At 44.3% G+C, this 20332-nt stretch carries 22 protein-coding genes; 11 read left to right on the top strand and 11 right to left on the bottom strand.

Features of this window, described 5'->3' with window-relative positions; genetic code table 11:
- On the bottom strand, nt 1-1300 hold a 1300-nt coding region (locus VF412_RS07870), incomplete at its 3' end, for a glycosyltransferase (protein WP_331338678.1).
- Nucleotides 1300-2211, bottom strand: coding sequence for a hypothetical protein (locus tag VF412_RS07865; protein WP_331338677.1), 912 nt, complete (start codon nt 2209-2211; stop codon nt 1300-1302). The genes VF412_RS07870 and VF412_RS07865, both read right to left, overlap by 1 nt.
- On the opposite strand from VF412_RS07865, the gene wecB reads away from it, so the two are divergent.
- The 4 genes from wecB to VF412_RS07845 all read left to right on the top strand — a co-directional run bounded on the left by wecB (nt 2210) and on the right by VF412_RS07845 (nt 6915).
- Nucleotides 2210-3370: a non-hydrolyzing UDP-N-acetylglucosamine 2-epimerase gene (gene wecB / locus VF412_RS07860; protein WP_331338676.1), complete on the top strand. Its 1161-nt coding sequence runs from the start codon at nt 2210-2212 to the stop codon at nt 3368-3370. The two genes, VF412_RS07865 and wecB, sit on opposite strands and share 2 nt — an antisense overlap.
- Before the next feature lie 100 nt (nt 3371-3470).
- Nucleotides 3471-3857: a hypothetical protein gene (locus VF412_RS07855; protein ID WP_331338675.1), complete on the top strand. Its 387-nt coding sequence runs from the start codon at nt 3471-3473 to the stop codon at nt 3855-3857.
- A gap of 67 nt (nt 3858-3924) precedes the next feature.
- Nucleotides 3925-5487 carry a PAS domain-containing sensor histidine kinase gene (locus VF412_RS07850; RefSeq protein ID WP_331338674.1) on the top strand — a complete coding sequence of 521 codons (1563 nt, stop codon included), beginning with the start codon at nt 3925-3927 and terminating at the stop codon, nt 5485-5487.
- A 273-nt stretch (nt 5488-5760) separates the two neighbouring features.
- A complete protein-coding gene (locus VF412_RS07845) occupies nt 5761-6915 on the top strand; it encodes a hypothetical protein (RefSeq protein WP_331338673.1) in 1155 nt (384 codons plus the stop codon).
- A 4-nt stretch (nt 6916-6919) separates the two neighbouring features.
- Here VF412_RS07845 and VF412_RS07840 read toward each other — a convergent pair whose 3' ends face one another.
- Both VF412_RS07840 and VF412_RS07835 read right to left on the bottom strand, forming a co-directional pair.
- Nucleotides 6920-7297 (bottom strand): transcriptional repressor, encoded by a 378-nt coding sequence (locus VF412_RS07840; RefSeq protein ID WP_331338672.1) that lies wholly within the window; start codon nt 7295-7297, stop codon nt 6920-6922.
- 184 nt (nt 7298-7481) lie between these two features.
- Nucleotides 7482-8201, bottom strand: coding sequence for an EI24 domain-containing protein (locus tag VF412_RS07835; protein WP_331338671.1), 720 nt, complete (start codon nt 8199-8201; stop codon nt 7482-7484).
- Nucleotides 8202-8255: 54 nt separating this feature from the next.
- On the opposite strand from VF412_RS07835, the gene VF412_RS07830 reads away from it, so the two are divergent.
- Nucleotides 8256-8840 (top strand): histidine phosphatase family protein, encoded by a 585-nt coding sequence (locus VF412_RS07830; protein ID WP_331338670.1) that lies wholly within the window; start codon nt 8256-8258, stop codon nt 8838-8840.
- Here the strand turns inward: VF412_RS07830 and VF412_RS07825 are convergent.
- Nucleotides 8837-11161 (bottom strand): fatty acid cis/trans isomerase, encoded by a 2325-nt coding sequence (locus VF412_RS07825; protein ID WP_331338669.1) that lies wholly within the window; start codon nt 11159-11161, stop codon nt 8837-8839. The two genes, VF412_RS07830 and VF412_RS07825, sit on opposite strands and share 4 nt — an antisense overlap.
- A gap of 60 nt (nt 11162-11221) precedes the next feature.
- Between VF412_RS07825 and VF412_RS07820 the strand changes: the two genes are divergently transcribed.
- On the top strand, nt 11222-11740 hold the full coding sequence (locus VF412_RS07820; protein ID WP_331338668.1) for a hypothetical protein: 519 nt from the start codon (nt 11222-11224) through the stop codon (nt 11738-11740).
- Here VF412_RS07820 and VF412_RS07815 read toward each other — a convergent pair.
- From VF412_RS07815 to VF412_RS07805, 3 genes are all read right to left on the bottom strand, one after another.
- On the bottom strand, nt 11737-12933 hold the full coding sequence (locus tag VF412_RS07815) for an ammonium transporter (protein WP_331338667.1): 1197 nt from the start codon (nt 12931-12933) through the stop codon (nt 11737-11739). The genes VF412_RS07820 and VF412_RS07815 overlap by 4 nt on opposite strands.
- Before the next feature lie 133 nt (nt 12934-13066).
- A complete protein-coding gene (locus VF412_RS07810; RefSeq protein ID WP_331338666.1) occupies nt 13067-13357 on the bottom strand; it encodes a helix-turn-helix transcriptional regulator in 291 nt (96 codons plus the stop codon).
- An 87-nt stretch (nt 13358-13444) separates the two neighbouring features.
- On the bottom strand, nt 13445-14293 hold the full coding sequence (locus VF412_RS07805; RefSeq protein ID WP_331338665.1) for a pirin family protein: 849 nt from the start codon (nt 14291-14293) through the stop codon (nt 13445-13447).
- A gap of 267 nt (nt 14294-14560) precedes the next feature.
- Here VF412_RS07805 and VF412_RS07800 point away from each other — a divergent pair, with 267 nt between their 5' ends.
- The 3 genes from VF412_RS07800 to VF412_RS07790 all read left to right on the top strand — a co-directional run bounded on the left by VF412_RS07800 (nt 14561) and on the right by VF412_RS07790 (nt 17383).
- A complete protein-coding gene (locus VF412_RS07800; RefSeq protein ID WP_331338664.1) occupies nt 14561-15421 on the top strand; it encodes a PilZ domain-containing protein in 861 nt (286 codons plus the stop codon).
- A gap of 51 nt (nt 15422-15472) precedes the next feature.
- Nucleotides 15473-16330: a 3-deoxy-8-phosphooctulonate synthase gene (kdsA, locus tag VF412_RS07795; protein ID WP_331338663.1), complete on the top strand. Its 858-nt coding sequence runs from the start codon at nt 15473-15475 to the stop codon at nt 16328-16330.
- Nucleotides 16331-16474: 144 nt separating this feature from the next.
- The gene (locus VF412_RS07790; protein WP_331338662.1) at nt 16475-17383 is read left to right on the top strand and encodes a S1 family peptidase; all 909 of its coding nucleotides are present in this window, start codon (nt 16475-16477) and stop codon (nt 17381-17383) included.
- 13 nt (nt 17384-17396) lie between these two features.
- Here VF412_RS07790 and VF412_RS07785 read toward each other — a convergent pair whose 3' ends face one another.
- The 3 genes from VF412_RS07785 to VF412_RS07775 all read right to left on the bottom strand — a co-directional run bounded on the left by VF412_RS07785 (nt 17397) and on the right by VF412_RS07775 (nt 19039).
- Complete coding sequence (locus VF412_RS07785; RefSeq protein ID WP_331338661.1) at nt 17397-17702, bottom strand: helix-turn-helix transcriptional regulator; 306 nt, start codon at nt 17700-17702, stop codon at nt 17397-17399.
- A 130-nt stretch (nt 17703-17832) separates the two neighbouring features.
- Complete coding sequence (locus VF412_RS07780; RefSeq protein WP_331338660.1) at nt 17833-18138, bottom strand: helix-turn-helix transcriptional regulator; 306 nt, start codon at nt 18136-18138, stop codon at nt 17833-17835.
- 79 nt (nt 18139-18217) lie between these two features.
- Nucleotides 18218-19039, bottom strand: coding sequence for a substrate-binding periplasmic protein (locus VF412_RS07775; protein WP_331338659.1), 822 nt, complete (start codon nt 19037-19039; stop codon nt 18218-18220).
- 251 nt (nt 19040-19290) lie between these two features.
- On the opposite strand from VF412_RS07775, the gene VF412_RS07770 reads away from it, so the two are divergent.
- The gene (locus VF412_RS07770; protein ID WP_331338658.1) at nt 19291-19779 is read left to right on the top strand and encodes a hypothetical protein; all 489 of its coding nucleotides are present in this window, start codon (nt 19291-19293) and stop codon (nt 19777-19779) included.
- The gene (locus tag VF412_RS07765) at nt 19769-20305 is read left to right on the top strand and encodes a helix-turn-helix transcriptional regulator (RefSeq protein WP_331338657.1); all 537 of its coding nucleotides are present in this window, start codon (nt 19769-19771) and stop codon (nt 20303-20305) included. The genes VF412_RS07770 and VF412_RS07765 overlap by 11 nt, the downstream gene beginning before the upstream one ends.
- Nucleotides 20306-20332 lie beyond the last annotated feature (27 nt).

Below are 20332 nucleotides of genomic sequence, written 5' to 3'. Positions count from 1 at the left end.
TGTAGGCACGATAAGATGCCATCACATTCACAACGTTCGCTAGAGGCCAACGTATTGGAACTAGCATCATCTGCCGCCATCCATTCACACGGTTCACTGCGCGCATTCGCTGTCCCAAGCGAACGCACATGCCCAGAGTGTTAAAGGCAATCAATCCTTGAATCCAACGGGAATGAAAAACTTCCGGAACTTTTCCCGTAAAAGCAGCAATTCCAATAAAGCTCAATAAAACCAATGTTGCGAGCACAATTAAAACACTGCTGGCAGGACCTTTGCGATCACGCAACAAGAAATAACGATCGACCAATGAACCACTCCACTGGATGTTTTCCATTCCTTGATATGCAATTCCCAAAGTCCATCGGCTTTTCTGACGAATACTGGCCATAAAATGAGACGGAAAATATTCACGAGTCGCGATAAACTCCATCACGCCGGTTTCATTCTCCAGCTGCACACACGCAAACTGACTGCGAAAGCCCATTGGTTTGGCCATGATTCCTAAGTGGTAATCCTCGGTCAGAGTATCCTCTTTTAGAAAACGACCTTCTTGCTGCAACATCATTCCGACAACAAGATCTCGAGACATTAATGTCCCGACTCCTGCAGATGGAATCGCTGCCCCTAGTTCCTGACGTACTAAAAGATCCTTTGTGTGTGATTCACTGAATTCATCAATGTAAACGCCGCCCACCAATGACAACTTCGGCACATCAAAAGAAAAAACTGGAATTTGCACGAAGTCGGCTTCGTGACTATAAAAGTTCATCAGAGTTAAAGAATGCCGATGCAAAACATCTTCCGAATCTTGCAGCAAGAATAAATCAAAGTGCTTCTTCGTCACTTCTTCCGAAGCAATAATCTGTCGGGCAATTTCATTCAGCATCTGACCTTTCGATGTTGGTCCTGGCAGGGAGTTTACGATCACGACCACTCTGTCGGGATAAAGCTTTTCAAGTCTACTTGCCTCCTCCCAAGTGGCCGTGTCGTTTGGATAAACCCCTAAAAAAAAAGTATAGTTGTTATAGTCGACCCCCCGGATATTTCCGCGAATCATCGGTCCTAGCACTTCGGCCTCTTTCCAATTGGCGATCATGATCGCAATGTGTTTTTGCTGGGTACGCTTCATTCTTCCCAAAACAGAAGCGTTAATCACTCGGGGCTTGAGCTTCTTTGCAAAAGCGACAAAGTCGATAAAGAGATCATCTAGAGTGAACAGTGACGTCGCAATAATCACAACACAGGTGAAAAGGACGAACAGAGTTTCGAATCCAAAGCCATTTCCAAAACTCATTCCCATTAGAAAATCCCTCCGACAACTAAAAGTCCTTCAATATCTCCGTGAGTATCGTGACGATCGAATGGATGATACATCAGAGCTGCTACATTCCAGCCACCTTGCACCCATTGCGTGCGAAGTCCCAAGCGAACCTCGGTCATTGAGGGACCAAGATCTGCACTGCGGCTGTCGCGAGTGTAAAATTCAGCGTATGGATCTAGGTTCAAATGAAGAAGAGGTTGAAAGCGATATCCTTGCTTCACCCACAATGTTGAGACCGGTGTTGAATCAAGTCGCGGAACAAAGGTAGACTCACCGTAGGCTTCCGTAAAAACCTGTGGTGGACTCCATTGCCAAAAGTCCCCCGCACTTAATATTACTCGAGGGTCCCACTGCGAGCGCTCACCTGAATAGTCTTCGTTGATGATCGAACGCAGGCCCGCCTGAAATTGCAAATAGATTCTTTTAAAAAGACTTCCACGAACTCCAACATAAGGAGTGATGCTATCGTCAAAATATTTCTCTTTAGCACCAGGCGATTGATACTGAAGGTTCGCGCCAACAAAGGCATCGATCCCTGTATAAAGACTTTCAAGAAGAGGCTGATAATAACGAATGCGTGTATCCGTTACGAGATTGTATTCAGTGTAGTAACTATTTTCTGAATACAACTCTTCAAAACCCTTTTGCACAGAGCTGAAAAGAGAAGATGTTGAAGTACCCACTTGTTCATCAGCAAAAGAGTTTATACTCGAGAAAACAATGAGCATTGTCGTGGAAAAAATTTTGAACAGCAGCCTTCTTCTTCGCATGGGTCCTCGCTTCTTAGTGAAGTTAGACGTTAGCGAAAGCATGCAGCGAAGAGGAGTTAAACTATTGTAAGTATAATGTCGTTGCCATTTATTAAACGGAACTCTTAATGTCGACTTCATGAAAACCATTCTTGTTGTTTTTGGAACTCGACCTGAAGCAGTTAAATTAGCTCCATTCATTCTACTAGCAAAGAGGGATTCGCGCTTTCGTGTTATCGTCGGATCGACGGGTCAACATCGTGAAATGCTTAAACCTCTGCTGAACTTTTTTGAGATTACGCCCGATTTTGATTTAGACCTTATGAGGCCAGGCCAATCTCTTGTCGACATCTCTATGGGTGTCATGAAGGGACTTAACGAGTACCTGTTAAACAACAGGGTAGATGGTGTTGTCGTACAGGGTGACACAACCAGCTGTTTTAAAGCGAGTTTGATTGCATTCTATCACCGCGTCCCGGTTATCCATGTGGAAGCGGGTTTGCGCTCGGGCGACATCTATTCTCCTTTCCCTGAAGAGTTCAATCGCAAAGCCACAGGGCTTGTCGCGAAATTTCATTTTGCTCCGACAGAGACCTCAAAAGAAAATCTCATCCGCGAAACTTTTCATCGCGACAACATCTATGTCACCGGCAACACAGGCATTGATGCCCTATTTGAAGTAAAGAATCGTTTAGCTTCGGAAGAGCTCAATCAACAGCTCAAAGAGCGCTACAACTTTCTTTCCCCCCATCGAAAACTTGTTCTTGTCACCGTTCATCGTCGCGAGTCCTTTGGTGCCCCTATGGAAGAGGTAATGAAAGGCTTGATTGCCCTTTCACTGCGCGAAGATCTCGAGATTTTGATACCGCTTCATATGAATCCACAGGTTCGTGCCTCTGCTGAAAAAGTTTTTGGTGATAAAGCACGTTGGATTGATAAAGATCTGCAAGCAAAACCGGGGCAAAGCAAAATCTGGTTATGCGAGCCCGTGGACTATGTGCCTTTCGTTTATCTGATGGACAGAGCTCACTTGATCATTACAGATTCAGGTGGTGTGCAAGAAGAAGCGCCCTCTTTAGGAAAACCTATTCTTGTGGCTCGCGAAAAGACAGAGCGACCTGAAGCTATCGCCGCAGGAACATCTCGCCTAATTCCACTTGAAGAAAAAGCTTTCCTGAAAACTGCGGAAGAGATTTTAGATACTCCAGAGATCTATCACCGTATGGCCCAGGCAAAAAATCCCTTTGGGGACGGCAGAGCCTGCGAGCGCATCTTGAACGTTTTAGCGGAAAAGCTTTAAATATCTAGACACTTAACTCACCCTGCGGGCCTCTGTCGAGAATTTATGTTGCACCTCAGATAGATTTGACAGATCTATTTCAGAGGAGAAAGATGCCCTTATGGAAAACGGCACAAAAATCTCGATCCTCGCAAATGTCAGCGATGAAAGACGCTCACCCGGCTTCGTCTACATCGAAATCTTTAACCAAGCTCAAAGAACTCGTGTAGCTTTAAAGAAGCTCGCCATCTTCTGGGGTATTGCTCTGGTATCAGTTCTGTTGCCAGTTGTTCACTTTGTGCTTGTTCCTTTGTTTTTCTTCCTAGGTTTTTTCTTTGCATACCGTGGATTTAAATCAGAAGGGCAAGTTCTTTCCGGCGAAACGACATGCCCACATTGCGGGACAAAAGTTGTCGTAAAAAAACAAGAGCTTGCTTGGCCCATCACAGAAATTTGCCAAGGTTGCGCCCGTGTTGTCAGAATGGAACGCCAAGATCAAGCAACGTAGTCACAGACAAAGATCCAGGTAATTATAAAGACCTCTCTGCGAGTGAAAAAGAAATGCAGAAGGTCTTTTGCCTTCTTCGAAATCTGGCGTAAACTGGATTTCGATGACTCATCCAAAAGCTCTCGAAGATCAAAGTAATCTCTTAGAAAAGATCAATAAAGCTATTCCCAATAGCGTTTATATCTTTGATATTGTCGAGCACAACATGGTGTGGATGAACGAGAGAACGCAAGCTCTTTACGGATACTCTTTGGAAGAGATTCGCAGTATGGGGCCCGATTATTGGTCAACGACCATGCATCCTGACGACATTCCCGCTTTACAAAAGGGTCTTGAGAAATGTCTGCTTATGAAAGATGGCGACGTCTATGAAGCAGAATATCGTTTTAAAGACCGTAATGGCATCTATCACTGGATCAATGATCGCATCACAGTATTTTCTCGCGAAGAAAATGGCGCGGTTCGCTCCTTACTCGGTGTCACAAAAGATGTCAGCGAACGCAAAGCTTATGAAGAAACATTAAAGACAACCATCGATAAACTGAATATGTCTTTGGGCGCAGCTCACATGGGAACATGGGAGTGGAATTACCAAGAAAGCTCAGCTCATTGGGACTCGCGCATGTTTCAAATTCACGGCATTCAACCTCACCCCGGAATTGTAGTCATCGATGAGCTTCGCAAACGTATCTTTAAAGAAGACTCCGAATTCGTAAAATCAAAGATGGCCGAGTCGATCTCGCAACGTCAAGACGTGTACATGCAGTATCGAGTGACTTGGGACAACGGCGAAGTTCATCACATTCGCTGCTATGGACGATTTTTTACCGATCCGCTAGAAACTAAAATGTACGGTGTCGCTTGGGACTCAACTGAAGAAATTCAAACTGAAAGACAAATCCAAGAAGCTCGTGCAAAATTAATCGCAGGTACAAAGATGGCCGCGTTAGGCGAAATGTCTGGCGGCATCGCCCACGAGATTAACAATCCCCTCACCGTTATTCAGGCCCGTGCCTTTCAGCTGACCCAAATGGTTGATAGCCAACGCATGGACCCCGTGAAAATCAAACAAGCAGCGGAAAGTATCAGTCGAACGGCAGATAAGATTGCTCGCATCATTAAATCTTTACGTTCTTTCTCTCGCGAAGGCAGTGGCGACCCTTTTGATTTAGTTCCAGTGAAGGACATTATCACCGAGACCCTCGAATTCTGTCGCACCCGCTTTTACAATCACGGAGTGGAAATTCAAATGGGTGAAATCGATGAAGAGATTGAAATCGAATGTCGCCTGATCCAAATCGAGCAGGTTTTATTGAATCTTCTTAATAACTCGTTCGACGCGATTGCCGATCTTGAGGAAAAATGGATTCGCGTGGATGTTGAAGCTGAGGATCACTTTGTAAATATCAAAGTCATCGACTCGGGAAAAGGGATTCCCGCCGAAGCCTCCGAAAAAATCATGATGCCATTCTTTACCACCAAAGAAGTTGGCAAGGGCACTGGCTTAGGTTTGAGTATTTCCTCAGGCATTCTCAAAAGTCATGGTGGCGAACTTCTTTTAGATCGCAATGCTGCGAATACAACCTTTGTGATTCGTGTTCCTCGCTTGCAGAACCAGCTTGAGATTTAATCTATATATAGAAGGTTTAGATCCTCTTTATATAAACTTCCACAATAACTCCATAAATTCGTTTTTAAGTCCTACCTAATGTGTATAAAGACTGCTCCCGTCTAACAAAATACGCCTTACATTCTAAGGTTCCACAATTAACGGTTCAAGTGGCTTGCCGCCGATGTGGTCAGATGAATGTGGAAGCTTTGCGCTGAAGCCTTGGTATCAATCTTGTTCTTATCTCAATTCGAACAATGATTGCCGGTTTTATTCGGTTGAAAGAGAGACCCCATGGACTTCGCCAAAAAATGCCTCGCTGTTTTTTTAGTTCTTCAAACCTTTCACATCGTGCCTGCCCTTGCCGCCGACACAGATAAAGATAAATTCCCAGGCCCGCCTCCAGGAAGCGATGCGAACTTCCATGTGGTGCGTCCTTTGGATCTTCACTCGTTCTCGCTTGCTGAAGCGAAAAGCTTGATTCATGATTTTTCTGGAACTATCGACAAAGCAGCTAAGAAAGCTGTTTTGTCTGGAAATATCCCAAAAGAATGTGCAGTACACATCGCAATCAAAGCCGACCCTCAAGGTGATGAGAACGCTCTTTATTCTTTCTCGATCTTAGATAAAGACGGACAGGCCATTTCTTGTTTGGAAAAACATAAGGATGAGAAATGCAGTACGGCGACCGCGTGTGTGAGCCTGAAAGAGCTGAGCCAAGACGACAAGCTTAAGAAAGACTTCATCATCGCGATTCCTGTCGATGACAAAGATCTTGTAAAAGCTCGCGTGGGTTTGCACAGCAGTGATGCTGTTGACGTAAATGGAAAAACAGAAGCTTCTGCGGAATGCAATTGTTCTGTGAAGGTTCCTGGCGATCAGAAAAAACTAGAGAAGCTTGCTCTGGATATGGATGACATTGATTCTGCACCTAGAAAAAAAGCTCACCGCAAGCCTAAGAAAGATACTGATGATGTTGCTTTAGATGATGACGATTCTTCTTCTTCATCTAAAAAGGCCGGTGTTCCATTCCAAGGCCTTAACAACAATCAAATGGCCAACAACGGAAATATAAACATGCAGATGGGCATGAACAGCATGATGATGATGCAGCAAATGCAACAACAGCAGTATATGAACCAGATGAATCAAGCGATGATGGCCAGCTACTATCAATCCATGATGATGGCTTCTATGTATAGCAACGGAATGTCAGGAATGAATGGCATGTCTGGAATGAACGGAATGAGCGGCCTGGGAATGGGTTCTATGGGCATGGGAATGAATTCAGGGATGAACTACGGAAATCTGACTGGTGGTTACGGCTATGGCGGAATGAATGGTTTAAGTTCAATGATGTACGCGAATGGCTACCCTTACGCGAACGTGTCACCTTATTCAGGAATCGGAATGGGTTTAAACTTGAACTTAACAGCAGGAATTCGCTAAACGACTACTGACACTGAGAACACAAACCAAAAAAGTCCAAGCGGTGGGAAAGTTGCTTATATCCCATCGCTTCGACAATTTTCGTGTGAGCATCAAGATCGCACAAATGCAAAGGCTCGACCCTCTGACACTGACGACATATCACGTGATGATGATGATGACCAGACTCCAGAGTCAGCTCGAAGCGAGCAACGCCATCACCAAACTCTAAACGAGACACCAAATTTGCTTCTTCGAATTTTTTAAGAATGCGATAGATGGTAACCAAATCCATACCATCTTTTTTGCTGCCCACTTCTTTGAAGATTTCATCGGCAGAAACAGGCTCAGGATGATGAATCAAAACCTTCAACATCTGCATACGCTGCTGAGTGAGCTTCATCCCAGCCTTGCGAACTCTTTCGTTTAAAGAATCGAGATCTAAATTTTTGCGTTCATGCCCACATTTAGCCATAACAGACAAATACCGCAATCACGTCTCAAAATCCACCCAATTTGCCAGGAAGCCCTAAAAAGGCCGCGACCAAGGCGCAAGGAGAAAGGCGTACTAAAAGGGCCCGGCCATTTTAGGGTTTTCTGACGGCTTGAAGCTCGTTTAAAGCATAGTAGGAGTAACTCAGGGCCGAAACCACGGGAATAATAAAGACTGCTAAAGGTATATAGGACAAGAGCCCCAAAAGCATCCCCATCCCAAAAAGGGTGTGGGACTCATTTTTCTCGATCAACTTTCGCTCTTCCGCAGAGGCAAAATCCTGCAAAACATCGTACATGAAAACGCGCTTATTGAGCCACGCCGTCAGCAACAACGGAATCAAAAGCTGACATCCAGGCAAAAACCACAATGGCAAAGTCACAAAAAATAAAACAACGAAAAGCACCGTTGCCACCAGAGTATTCCAAAGACTGCCTAGGGTCGAACCTCCACGTTTTTTTTCCAAACCTTTAAAGTCTTTGTCTACGACCCACTTCAATGCAACGGGCATCACAAAAACAGAGGTGAAAATCACTGCTGCTAAATAGGCTAATGGGATAAAAAGTAAAACCAGGGCGATCATCGCAATGATGCTAGAAAGCTCGCTTATGCCCGTTACATTTTGCATCCAGTTCATTGGACCAAGCGCTTGGAAAAAATGAGTGAGGCCTAGACTCCATCCACTCCAAAAATAGATAAATAAAAATAAAATCACGAGGACAGCAAAAACCGGAGGAATCACCACCAGTAAAGCCATACGAAGTGACAGTAAAGATTCGAAGGATTGTCGGAATGCGCGAAGAATTTTTCCCATAGACTGATTTTTTATCTTTCCCTCTTCAGAGGCAAGTGCTTCAATAGGCCCAACATGGCAAAAATCATTCATCTTTTTAGACATGGACAAACAGACTGGAATGTTGGTCGTCGTTTGCAAGGCCACACAGATATTCCGTTAAATGACGAAGGTCGCAAACAGGCCGAAACTCTTCAAGCATTCTTTAAAGAAAATCCTGTAGATCTTTTCTTTGCCAGTGATTTATCGCGCGCCCAAGAAACAGCAAGTATTGCGAATTCTCAGATTCAAGTCCCCCTTCACACATCACCGAATTTTCGCGAGGTTTGCCTTGGTGAAATTGAAGGTCTCACCTATGAAGAGATCTTACACCTTCATGGCGAAGAAGCTTGGGCCCGCTGGCAATCCATCCGTTCTGAAGATTTTGATTTTTCATTTAAAGATGGCGAGACCGCTTTCGCAGCCATCGCAAGATTTGAAAAGGGTCTTTTGGAGATTTGTCAAAAACATGACTTCTCGGTCGCGGGGTTGTGCACTCACGGCTTGATGATTCGTCGTTATATTCATCGCTTAAGACCCGAGATCAAAGAACCGATCCCTGTCCCAAATTGTTCTGTTTTCACAATTCATTGGGACAAGGGCAAAGGTTTTTTCTACTAGAGATCGTAACGAGTTAAATCAAGATATCCAAAATCTTCCGGCGCGTGTTCTTTATAAAAAGCATTTAAGGCATCGTAGCTTTGCCAGAAGTTCTTGTTCTGACGACGAACGCCGTAAATATCCACCAACGCCTGGTAGTCTTTATCTGACTTGATGGCTGCAATCTTCTGCACGAAATCTTTCAAACTGTTGTCTGTCACGACGAAAAGCATATTCGGATAAGAAGCCCAAAAACCTTCTTTGAAAGTTAAGGTGTCCTCTTCCGGAGACATGCGCAAGGACTCTCCGGTAATCCAAGAAATGTTTTCGTGTTCTTTATTGTGAATCAAAGTGTAAACTCGGGCGCCCTTAGCACTTTGAATCGTTATATAGGCCACGTCTGGAAAAAAGCGCGCAAAGGGAGTTTTTGATTCCGCTGGAATCGAAGCGACCGTGCGAAGCTCTGCATCGTAGGGATCGAGCACGATATTTTTCATCATACGACGAGGTGGCTCGATATTTTTCCAATTTAGTAAATCCAATGAACCACGAACTTGTTCATTGAAACGATAGAACAAAACTTTTTCGACAAATTGTTTTTTGGTCTTCTGAGAGTCTGTGTAGCGAACGGCCGTTGGCTCGATGGAACCCACTGTCGGAAAAATGTAGGACATCTTTGCGCCGGCAAGTAATCCCGAGTACCACTGCCGACGATAAATGATTCTTTGTTCCGGCGGTAAGAACATCAAGAACAACTCTTCTGCTTCCATGCGAATCATGTCCATGTAAACACGAGTCATCAGCTGATGGCTCACGTTTCCAAAGACGTCAAAATTCACAACTAAGTTATAAACAAGTCTTTCAAGCAGGGGATAATCCAAAACGAAAGCTGTCTTCGACAAATCCCCCACAGCACCTTTTAAAACCACGGCATTTTGATCGTGACGGAATACTGTCAAAAGAGCGTTCGGATTTTTTCCATCACCATCCCAAATATCAGAGAGCGAATATCCTTTCGGACGAATTTTTAATAGCTCTTGCACACGAAGTTTACGATAGGCTTCTCGATGATCGACAATTTTTTTCATCAACAAGGGTGTCTTTAAAAGCTCCACATCACTGCCCCACATGCCCGGCAAAACCAACATGTCTTTGGCTTTTTCTGCATACTCTGGCGAGATCACCATGTTGTCAGACTGTGGTTGCAGGAAGAACACATAGAACTGTTCTTGGATCGAGTTCACCGCCATACTTCCATTGCACACAGGGCCCTTGATGAAGGTGCTCACTTCGTATTGAGCATCATCAAGTAAAAACTGATAACGAGCCTTTACCGGAATGTCTTTGAAAGCGATAAAGGGATTTTCGGCCACACCAGGGGCATAACTTGGCAACGATTCAACTTTCCAAGATCCTTCAGAAAATACTTTTTTATAGCGAGCAAGCTTTGCCTCATTCCACTCATAAGGAATGTGGGTTTTCATGACCATCGTACCTGGGAACTTACTTAAACAGTAAAAAAACTTTTTGGTTCCCGGATCATCATTGGGTCTACGTGTGGCAATTTCGTCCACGCCACTTTCACAAGCTGCGCGCGAACGCACCAAGCGGAAAAATTCGGATTTATTTTGAGGAAAATAAATATGGGCTAAAAACAAATGCTCATAGAGATAGCGACTGATCAATTGTTGCTTTAAGTCTGTTTGATTAAGAAAAGACTCCCATTGGCGAATTTGTTTCGCCGTTGTGGTGGAAACCTGATCGTGCTTCCTTTGTTCCTCCCGACTTGGCCCCGGAGCCCCTTTTTCAATCCACCCTTGCAAGGTTTTCAACTGATCTTGAGTGAGGGGCGGCAGGCCATAAGGCATTCCCAGCTCTGGAGAGCCTTTTTGTAAAAGCTCATATTCTTTCATATTTGCGGCACAAACTTCAGACTCGTGAACTTGTTTTGTCACGGACAAATCTGAGCGATCTGCACGCAAATTAATCATCCGAAAAAATAGATTCTCATCGGGCTTTTCAGATGTGTGCACAGTGAAGAAGGCTTTCTTACGCCACTCTGCCGTGGTTTTCGCATCGACCCAAATCCGACTTGGCTCAACAGCCTTCGTGCGTGTGCCATCATAGACGTTCAATTTATTGGCACCGCGAAGGAATCCATCATAATTTTGCAAATTCAATTGGCAAGGAGCATTGAAGCAGCTGTGACAGGCCAGGCAGCGGTTGTCAAAAATCGGCTGAATTTTGTGAGTGTAAAAGTCCAAATCAGGCTCTCCCGCGTGAGCTGACGTTACTCCCATCACTGAAATAAAACAGATTATGAATAAGTTAATAAATTGCATCGAGTTGGACTCCCCTGTATTCTCTTGTCTGCTATGTTAAACACTAATTCCGAGGAATACATGGAAAAAATCCCTTTTCAAACTGTCCAAGACTCTATCGACAAGATCTGTGGCATCACAGAAGAATCAGAATTAGAAAAGGCTTCGGAGCATCTTTTTGACGTCCAACCTGATCTTGCGAACTTCTTTATGGAGTTTATTGAAGACATGAGCGAAGGCGCTCAAGATCTGGGTTTCATGATGGCGTTGATTTTAAATCATGCTTTCGAAAACAAATATAAATCTTTGCGACCGATGACTGAAGACGAAGTTGTAAATCGTTTTGAGTCTGCAGAAGCAGAATTCGAAAAATACCTTACAATCAATGACGATATGATCGCAAATCTTCAAGAACAAGAAGCTAAATCAGGTCAGCCTGAAATTTTGAACTACATGCTTGAGGAATTGTTCATGTCTCCAGAACTCGAACCTACTCTTGAGCAAAATGAACAGGTTCATTTATTCATCATCTGCAAATTCTTTGTGGATTGCCTGAATGAACTTGTTAAAGAAACTTCCTCGGAAATTACTCGTCACTAAGGAACACCTTCATCGAGCTGGTGGAAGTCTAATCCAAGACTTCCCACCTCTCGACTGATTTCAGGCTCCGTTATCAGGCGAATCAGCCAAATTCCCACGCAAGTCATCACAAACGTAAACACTGTCACAATCAATAACCCGGCCACGTGTAATCCCAATAATTTCCAAGAACCTGTGATGAGCCCACCTTCTTGCGCAAAGATCGCGGTGGCAATCATTCCCACCATACCGCCAACGCCGTGGCAAGGAAAGACATCCAATGTGTCGTCGATACTTGCCCGAGTTCGCCAGCGAACCACATAGTAACTAATGACCGGTGTAATCACTCCAATGATCAGGCTTGAAATTACAGACACATATCCAGCCGCCGGAGTGATTGCGACCAGACCGACAACGGCGCCAATGCAGGCTCCCATGGCCGACGGTTTTCCTCGATACTTCCAATCCATAAAGACCCATGTCAGCATCGCCGCTGCAGAAGCCGTATTGGTTGTTAAGAAGGCTTGCACGGCCTGTGCATTTGCAGCCAATGATGATCCTCCGTTAAAGCCAAACCAACCGAACCACAGAAGTCCTGTCCCCATTAAGACCAAAGGGATCTGACCGGTGCTATGTTGGGATTCACCTTTTCTCTTTAACATCATAGCAGCCGCGAGCGCAGCGACGCCTGCCGTGATGTGCACAACGGTCCCGCCCGCGAAATCTAATACACCCCACTTTCTAAGAAAGCCGTCGGGATGCCATGTCCAATGGGCGACAGGACAGTAGATGAAAAGACTAAAGAAAATCGCAAAATATAAATACGCTTTAAAGCGAATGCGCTCTGAAAAGGCACCGGTGATCAAAGCGGGGGTGATAATTGCAAACTTCATCTGAAAAAGTGCAAACAGAGCAAATGGAATTGTCGCTGCGAAAGCTGGATTCGCAGTATAGGACACATTTTGAAAAGCAAAATATGTGAGCGGGCTCCCGATCACTCCCAGACTGTCGCCGAAAGCAAGACTGAAACCTACAAGAACCCACAAAACACTGATCACTGCCATGGAAATAAAACTTTGAAACATGGTTGAAAGCAAATTTCGCTTACTAACCATGCCCCCATAAAAAAGAGCCAAGCCCGGTGTCATTAAAAGAACCAGACCTGATGCCACCAACAACCACGCCGTGTCTCCTGAAGAGATCGCTGCTGCCATAAAAATTCCTTTCAATCTTTTGAGTGATTGAAAGAGTCTTCTTGATGGCATGGCAAAGCCTCAATCTCTTTTCAGAGACTGTGAAAACAAACAATTATGGGGTTTTTATTCTAGAACGTGCCGAAAGTATTTTTTAACGTGAAGAACGACGGGATTTTTTCTCAGAAAAGAATTTTTCTTTAAGATCGCGTTCCATGTCAGAGACGGAAGCAGATAAAAAAGCCTCATACACTTCATTCAAATCAATGCCGTAGATTTTTGCCAATCGTTTCAAAGTCTCGATGGGAGGATACGCAAGACCGCGCTCCCAATTCGAAACAAACTGTGGCGAGGTATAACCTAGAATCTCTGCCACTTGCCCTTGTGTTAATTTAGCATCCGTTCTTTTCCGCTTGAGAAAATCAGAAAGCTTCGCCAGTCCCATAGCGCCTCCCTTAATATTTTTTATACTCAGGCATAAACAACATCAAGTTAAACAAAAGACTGTTACATTACATTTTTTAAAATGCGTTTATTCGAATTTCCCGGCTTGATAATCACGAAAGGCTTCCATAATTTCCTCTCTTGTATTCATGACAAAGGGACCGTGAGAGACAATGGGCTCGTTAAATGGCTTTGCATGACCGAACAAAAGTACCACATCTTGGGACGTCTCAATGTGAAGCTGATCACCTTCGTTCTCGAACTTCGCAAGATGAAACTCCCCGACATTAGCTCCATTCACTTTTAAATGTCCTCGAACTACATAGAAGAAAATAGTTCTGTCCATAGGAACATCTATAGTTATATGAGCGCCTCCGGAAAATTCCATCACCATCAATGAAATATCCGTAAGGGGCTGAAACACGCCTTTGTGATTTTTAAACTCACCGGCGGCAAGATGCACTTTGATTTTGTCGTTGTCGAATTTATAGGTGGGAATTTCGTCTTTCTGCAAGCCACGGTAAGCAGGCCTTGTCATTTTCAACTTCGCAGGCAAATTTACCCACAGTTGAAGAATCTCAAGATCTCCACCATTTTGCAGAAATTCTTGTGACGAAACTTCCGCATGAACAAGTCCCTTCCCCGCTGTCATCCATTGCACTCCGCCTGCCTTGATAACACTCTCGTGCCCGCCACTATCTGAATGCATCAGATCACCCTTCAGAATAAAGGTCACAGTCTCAAAACCGCGATGAGGATGAGGGCCAAATGGCAATCCGTGATTTGGAGCAGGATAAACTTGCGGACCGTGATGATTTAGAAACAAAAACGGATCCAAGAAGCTAATATGCTGAGTTGGTAGGGCTCGACGAGTGATCAGATCATCAATATCATCTCGAACCGCAGGAACTATTTGAGCAATTTTTCTAAGGGCCATGGCAACTCCGTTTATGATTTATGCTAGCACAACCGATCTCATTCAGGTCAGACAAACATTGAATGTTGATGGAGACCATCATAGCTGTGGAAAGATTATGTTTCGCACTTACACCCCTAAGTTCGATCGACCTGTTCCAACAGCTCAAAAAGGACGGTTTCTAACCCTAAAAGACCTCATAAAGATGTCGCTAACAGAAACATACTTAAGACGATTTATCGACTGGCCGAAAAGATATATGGGACGTGCTGGGTATAAGGAGTTTTCATGGCAGCTGAGTATTACCTCACCTCGGGAAAACGCAAGATCGGACCTCTTTCAGAGCGGCAAATTCTGGAGGGAGTTCGCAGTGGTAAGATCAATCTTTTCGATATGATTCTGAATCAACAAACTGGCGAGTGGATGATGCTCATGCAACATCCCGATTTTTCAGATATTGAAACCAATTTCGATGTCCCCACTTCCGAATACGATCATGACGACTCGCAAATTATCGTGGGCCTTATTCCCGGCGACGTCTTTGAAAACACAATTCCGAATGGTCTACGTATCGAGCAACCTGTTTTTACTTCCGTTTATTGGTATGAAAAAGATCAAGTAGGTCGCAGATTAAAATATCTCGATGTCCTTTCGATGATTCATCAACACAAACTGAGCGAACAGAGTCTGATTGCCAAAAGCCCTCAAGGCCCCTGGCAACGTCTGATCGACTGGGACGAGTTTTCACCAAAGTCTCTAAAAGAGTTCAAAGAAGCCACCAATGCAGATCTTCCTGATGTTCATGTGCGCAGAAAATTTCCGCGCTATGAGTGCGGAAAAGTCTTTGTCATCATGGGGCAACAAATGGGATTTCAGGCATTCTGCCCTGACATTTCCAAATCCGGCATGGCCTTCATCGTGCGCGAAGAAAAAGCGAACTTAAACGAATCTATGATGGTGAAATTCGCTGACAATATGGGGAATGGCAAGTTTGACGCCAAGGGGCTGATAGTTTCTGCGCGGAAAGTGAGACTTCCTGGTTCCAACAACATTTATATCCGTTATGGGTTGCGCTTTACCCATCTCTCAGAGGCTGGCAAGTCCTTTATCCTAGAGATGATCAAGGAATCCTCGCGCTTAGATGACTAGTCAGGCTGCGCAATTGATTTGTAGACCCCGAGGGTGCTATGCTAGCGCCCTATGCAAAAAAATAAGATCGTAAAAATTGGCTCCATTGAAGTTGCAAACGACAAACCCTTCGTTTTGTTTGCAGGCTTAAACGTTCTTGAATCCAGAGACCTTGCCATGCAAGTGTGCGAGCACTTCGTGAAAGTCACTGACAAACTTAAGATTCCCTACGTTTTCAAGTCTTCCTTCGATAAAGCCAATCGTTCTTCGATCCATTCCTATCGCGGTCCGGGCATGGAAAAAGGTCTTAAAATTTTTGAGGAATTGAAGAAAACTTTCGGCGTTAAAGTCATCACCGATGTCCACGAAATTTTCCAAGCCAAACCAGTGGCTGAAGTTGCCGATGTGATTCAACTTCCCGCTTTTTTAGCCCGTCAAACTGATCTAGTGGAAGCCATGGCTCGCACAGGCAACGTTATCAACGTTAAAAAGCCACAATTCCTAAGCCCCAGCCAAATGGGCAACATCGTCGAAAAAATCGAAGAGTGCGGTAACGACAAAATCATCCTGTGTGATCGTGGTACCAGCTTCGGTTACGATAATTTGGTTGTTGATATGCTGGGCTTCAATATCATGAAAAAGGTTTCTAAAGGCAGCCCTGTGATTCTGGATGCAACCCATGCTTTGCAATTCCGCGATCCCATGGGGGCAGCTTCTGGGGGCCGTCGTGGTCAGGTCGCTGAGCTGTCTCGTGCAGGTCTTGGTGTGGGCCTAGCGGGTCTCTTCATTGAAAGCCATCCGAATCCAAATGAAGCTAAATGCGACGGCCCTTCGGCCCTGCCATTGGCAAAGGTTGAGCCTTTCTTGCAACAAATGAAGGCCCTGGATGATTTGGTGAAGTCATTCCCAGAGTTGAACACCGAAGCGTAAACTAGCCTTATTCGGCTTTCCAGAAAATCCGGAAGATATCCAGGGTCTGATTTTTTCATTACCCTTTGTTAATATTTTCTTGCATTGCTGCGCAATTTCTATAAAAGACCTTTCTAAATTTTTTCAAAATGGGGGATTACGACGTTGAAGATTTCAGGAGTTCTAATTGCGGTTGCAGCAGCACTTATCGCAGGCTGCGGTTCTAACACACCATCATCTTTGGTGGCATCTCACGAGAGCCATATTATCGGTGGAACTTTGGTTCCAGACAGCTCTCCACTTTCTAAGAGCATCGTAGGCATCTACGATAACAATGAAGGTTTTATTTGTTCGGGCTCGCTTTTACCAGGCAACTTGGTTGTAACAGCAGCTCACTGCATCGGTTCGAAAGCTGATGGCGTGTACATCGTTTTTGCGCCAGATATGGAAACTCTTTTGAATTCTGGCCCCGCTTTCTTGAAATCTCCTTTTGTCAGACCCGTTGTGGCTTTGAAAGCTAACGACCAATGGTCTACGAAGGTCGATCGCAATACACCAGGGAATGACATCGGCTTGATGAAGTACTCTGGCACAACTCCAGATGGTTACATTCCTGCGACTTTGTTGAACGATGCGAGTCAAATTAAAGTTGGCGCGACTGTGGTTCTTGCCGGTTATGGTGTGAGCTCTGATAAAGTTGTTCGCGTTCCATTGAATACTCCAAACCTTCAAAAGTTGATGGATGACGGCGAAGTATTCTGCGACACAGATGATGCCAAAACGGCAAAACAATGTATCAAAGAACAATTGAACGGCCCTGCTGTTTTGAAAACAACGACTGTTCAAGTAACCGAAATCGACAACGACAAAGAAACTATCCTAGATGAGGCTCACGGCCATGCAGCTTGCTCTGGCGACTCTGGCGGACCTGCTTACATCCAAGTTGGTAACCAATATCTTCTTTGGGGCGCTACTAGCCGCAGCGGTCTTGGCTGCAACAAAGATATCGTTTATACAAACGTGATCTCATACCTTGATTGGATCCAACAGACTGCGCAGTCTTTTGGCTACTAATTTAGGTTTGTACTTAGAAATAGAAAAAGGTTGCAGATTTTTTCTGCAACCTTTTTTTTAAAGGACAGGCATACCACAGTCTTTCAGCCTCAAGCCTTGCGCTGAGAACCATGTCTTCCACATACTGTTCTAACATCTCTGCGGAACTGATGTTATAGACTCTGCACATTCCCTTAAGAACTGTGATGGGAGCCTTGGACTTTCCCAATTCGATCTGGGAAATAAACTGGCAGCTAAGATCACCGATTCTTTCAGCGGCTTCTGTTTGCGTGATGGCACATTCATGCCGTCTTTCTTTGAGAAAACTCTTTAACGACATAATGACCCTCTAATTTTTCTTGTCGACATTGTCGATCCTTCGCCTCTAATTATTTAGAGACCCTATCATTTAATCGTTCTTTCGAGCATTGTTGCGTTACTTATTTAAAATGTGTCTCAAGAAATTCTGCCTAAAGCATTAGCCATGATTCAGCAGATCGCGAAGCTTCCTTTGGAGCAAAAGCTTGATTCCACTTTTCTTCTGCTTCTTGGCGTGCCATAGCAACGGAATCTATTACAAATTGAGTCTTCATTTCTTCTTCTTCAATCTCGTAAATCGCACACATTTTTTTTAAAATATCAACGGGTGGCTTACTCGCTCCCCTTTCAATATTGGAAATAAACTGATGTCTGATTCTTCCAATCTGATCAGCAACCTCTTTCTGAGAAATGGCCTTCTTCTGACGTTTTTCTTTTAAATAGGAACTGAGAGGCATGACTGATCTCCTTGAAGGGGTTGATAAGTTTCTGCCACCGATTTTCAGAAAAGCACAGTTAACTTATCCGACCGAAGATTCAATCCCACTTGGACTTGATGGTTTTCCTCTCACCGATGCGGTTCGAAACTCCATAACGCGAAACGATTTCCGCCAATTTTCCACTTTTGCGCAATTTACGAATTCCTTGATCGAAGACCTCTTTGAGTACAGCCACCTTGTTGCTTTTTTTAGAGAAGCCAACGTAAAGAGGTCCTCCGCCTAAGGTGCCCACCATCTTAAATGCTTTCGACAAATGGTTCTTAAAAACAAAATATTCAAAGACCGAGGCGTCTTCGTTGAAAGTGGTCACGCGCTTATTCAAAACCATTTGAAGTGCTCTTTCAGAAGCGTTATCGCCACTTACGATGACCACTCGGCCCGATTTTTCGTTTTCCATGAGATAATTTTGATAAGCAACACTGAGCGGAGAGTAATTATAACCCCGCACCGACACAACCTTGATGTCCTTCAGCGAAGACACACCCTTATAGGTCCATTTCTCATTCTTTGAAGTATAGAAATTCATTTCGAGATACGCCGAGGGCTCGGCAGACAAGGCAACCTTGGAAGATGTGAGTGCATTTAAATTCAAAAGAAGGTCGTATTCTCCATCTTCGACCCCTTTGATCGCTCGAGCATAAGGAGCCTCAACGAAATCAATTTTATAGCCTTCACTTTCAAAGATGATTTTTGCGACCTCGATTGCAATTCCAGGATCTTTAGAGGTGCTTTTCCTTATGCATTGCCAAGGACAAAAATCAAAAGTGACGATCTTAACAGTTTTATTTTGTCCATAGGTGACACTTACAAAACACAGCTGCAAAAGCACAAAAAGAAATCGAATCGATGCTTGCTTCATAGACTTCATATATAAGAAATAATCGATTCAATCACATTTGCAAAGGCGTCATTGCATTTTGGAGCAGATTTGAAATACGACAGGGGCCAACAATAAGTTATTTTTGGGCGCATCGCCATCTACAGATATTATGGGCTGTATCTACTTTTAATCTGGCAAATGTCCTAGGTCTTGTCCACGTCGCCCGATTCAGTGTTTTGTCCTATTGCCTCTCTTCAAAAAAAGTCCGACTCTAGAGCTTAGGAGGCACAATGAACTTCGCACATATCCATCTTATTTTGAACCACATCCCATTATTAACACTTCCTATGGCTCTGCTTTTTTTACTTTTCTCGTACCGTCGCAATGACAAGACCTTGGAACGTTTCTGCTTGATTGTTCTAATCTTGACAGCCGCAACAGCCGTGCCCGCATATTTAACCGGCGAGCCCGCGGAAAAGATCGTCAAACAGGTGCCGGGCATTATGAAATCTACAATCCATGATCACGAAGAATCCGCAGAGATTTCGTTGGTCCTGACATGCATAGCGGGTGGCTTAGCTTTTTTGACTTTGATTTTAAATCCTCAAAGCAAATTCAAAAAACTGTCATCAAAAGCATTGGTCCTTCTGTGCGCCATCGCGACGATCTCTTTAGGATACACCTCGAACCTAGGTGGACGCATTCGCCATCCAGAAGCATGGTCATCTGCCCCACCTTCCACTCAGCCTCTTGATGGAGCGAGCACACATGACGAGTGATTCCCAATATCTTTCTTCTAAGGAAAGAGTGATCCTTTCTATGATCCTGCTTTCAATCGCTATTCTGATTGCTCTCGACATTCTTTCAGATGCCAAAGAAGGAGCCAGCTTTAGCCACATGGCCGTAGAAGGAATCGCAGGACTTGCGGCAGTGATTGGTTATGGTTTGCTGCTTGGTAAGTCCATGCAAGCAGGGTCTGTCCTAAAGAAAACACAAGAGAAGCTAGAGAAATCTCGAGAAGAAGCCGCTTATTGGAAAGCGAATTCGAGACTGTTCATCGAAGGTCTGAGCAAAGCCATTGATGAGCAATTTCAAAAATGGAACTTTTCTCCTTCGGAAAAAGAAGTCGCATTGCTATTTTTAAAAGGCTTGAGTTCTAAAGAGGTTGCTGAAATTCGCGGTGTTGCCGATAAAACAATTCGTGCGCAGGCAACGACCATTTACGAAAAATCTGGGCTGGCGGGTCGTGCGGAGCTTTCGGCTTTTTTCTTGGAAGATCTTCTTGCCCCACACAAAGAACTTTAAAAAAAAGGGAGACTGAGGGACACCTCA

The sequence above is a fragment of the Bdellovibrio sp. genome (genome assembly GCF_036384735.1).
Classification (GTDB): domain Bacteria; phylum Bdellovibrionota; class Bdellovibrionia; order Bdellovibrionales; family Bdellovibrionaceae; genus Bdellovibrio.
This window is presented reverse-complemented; position numbering and strand designations above follow the sequence as displayed.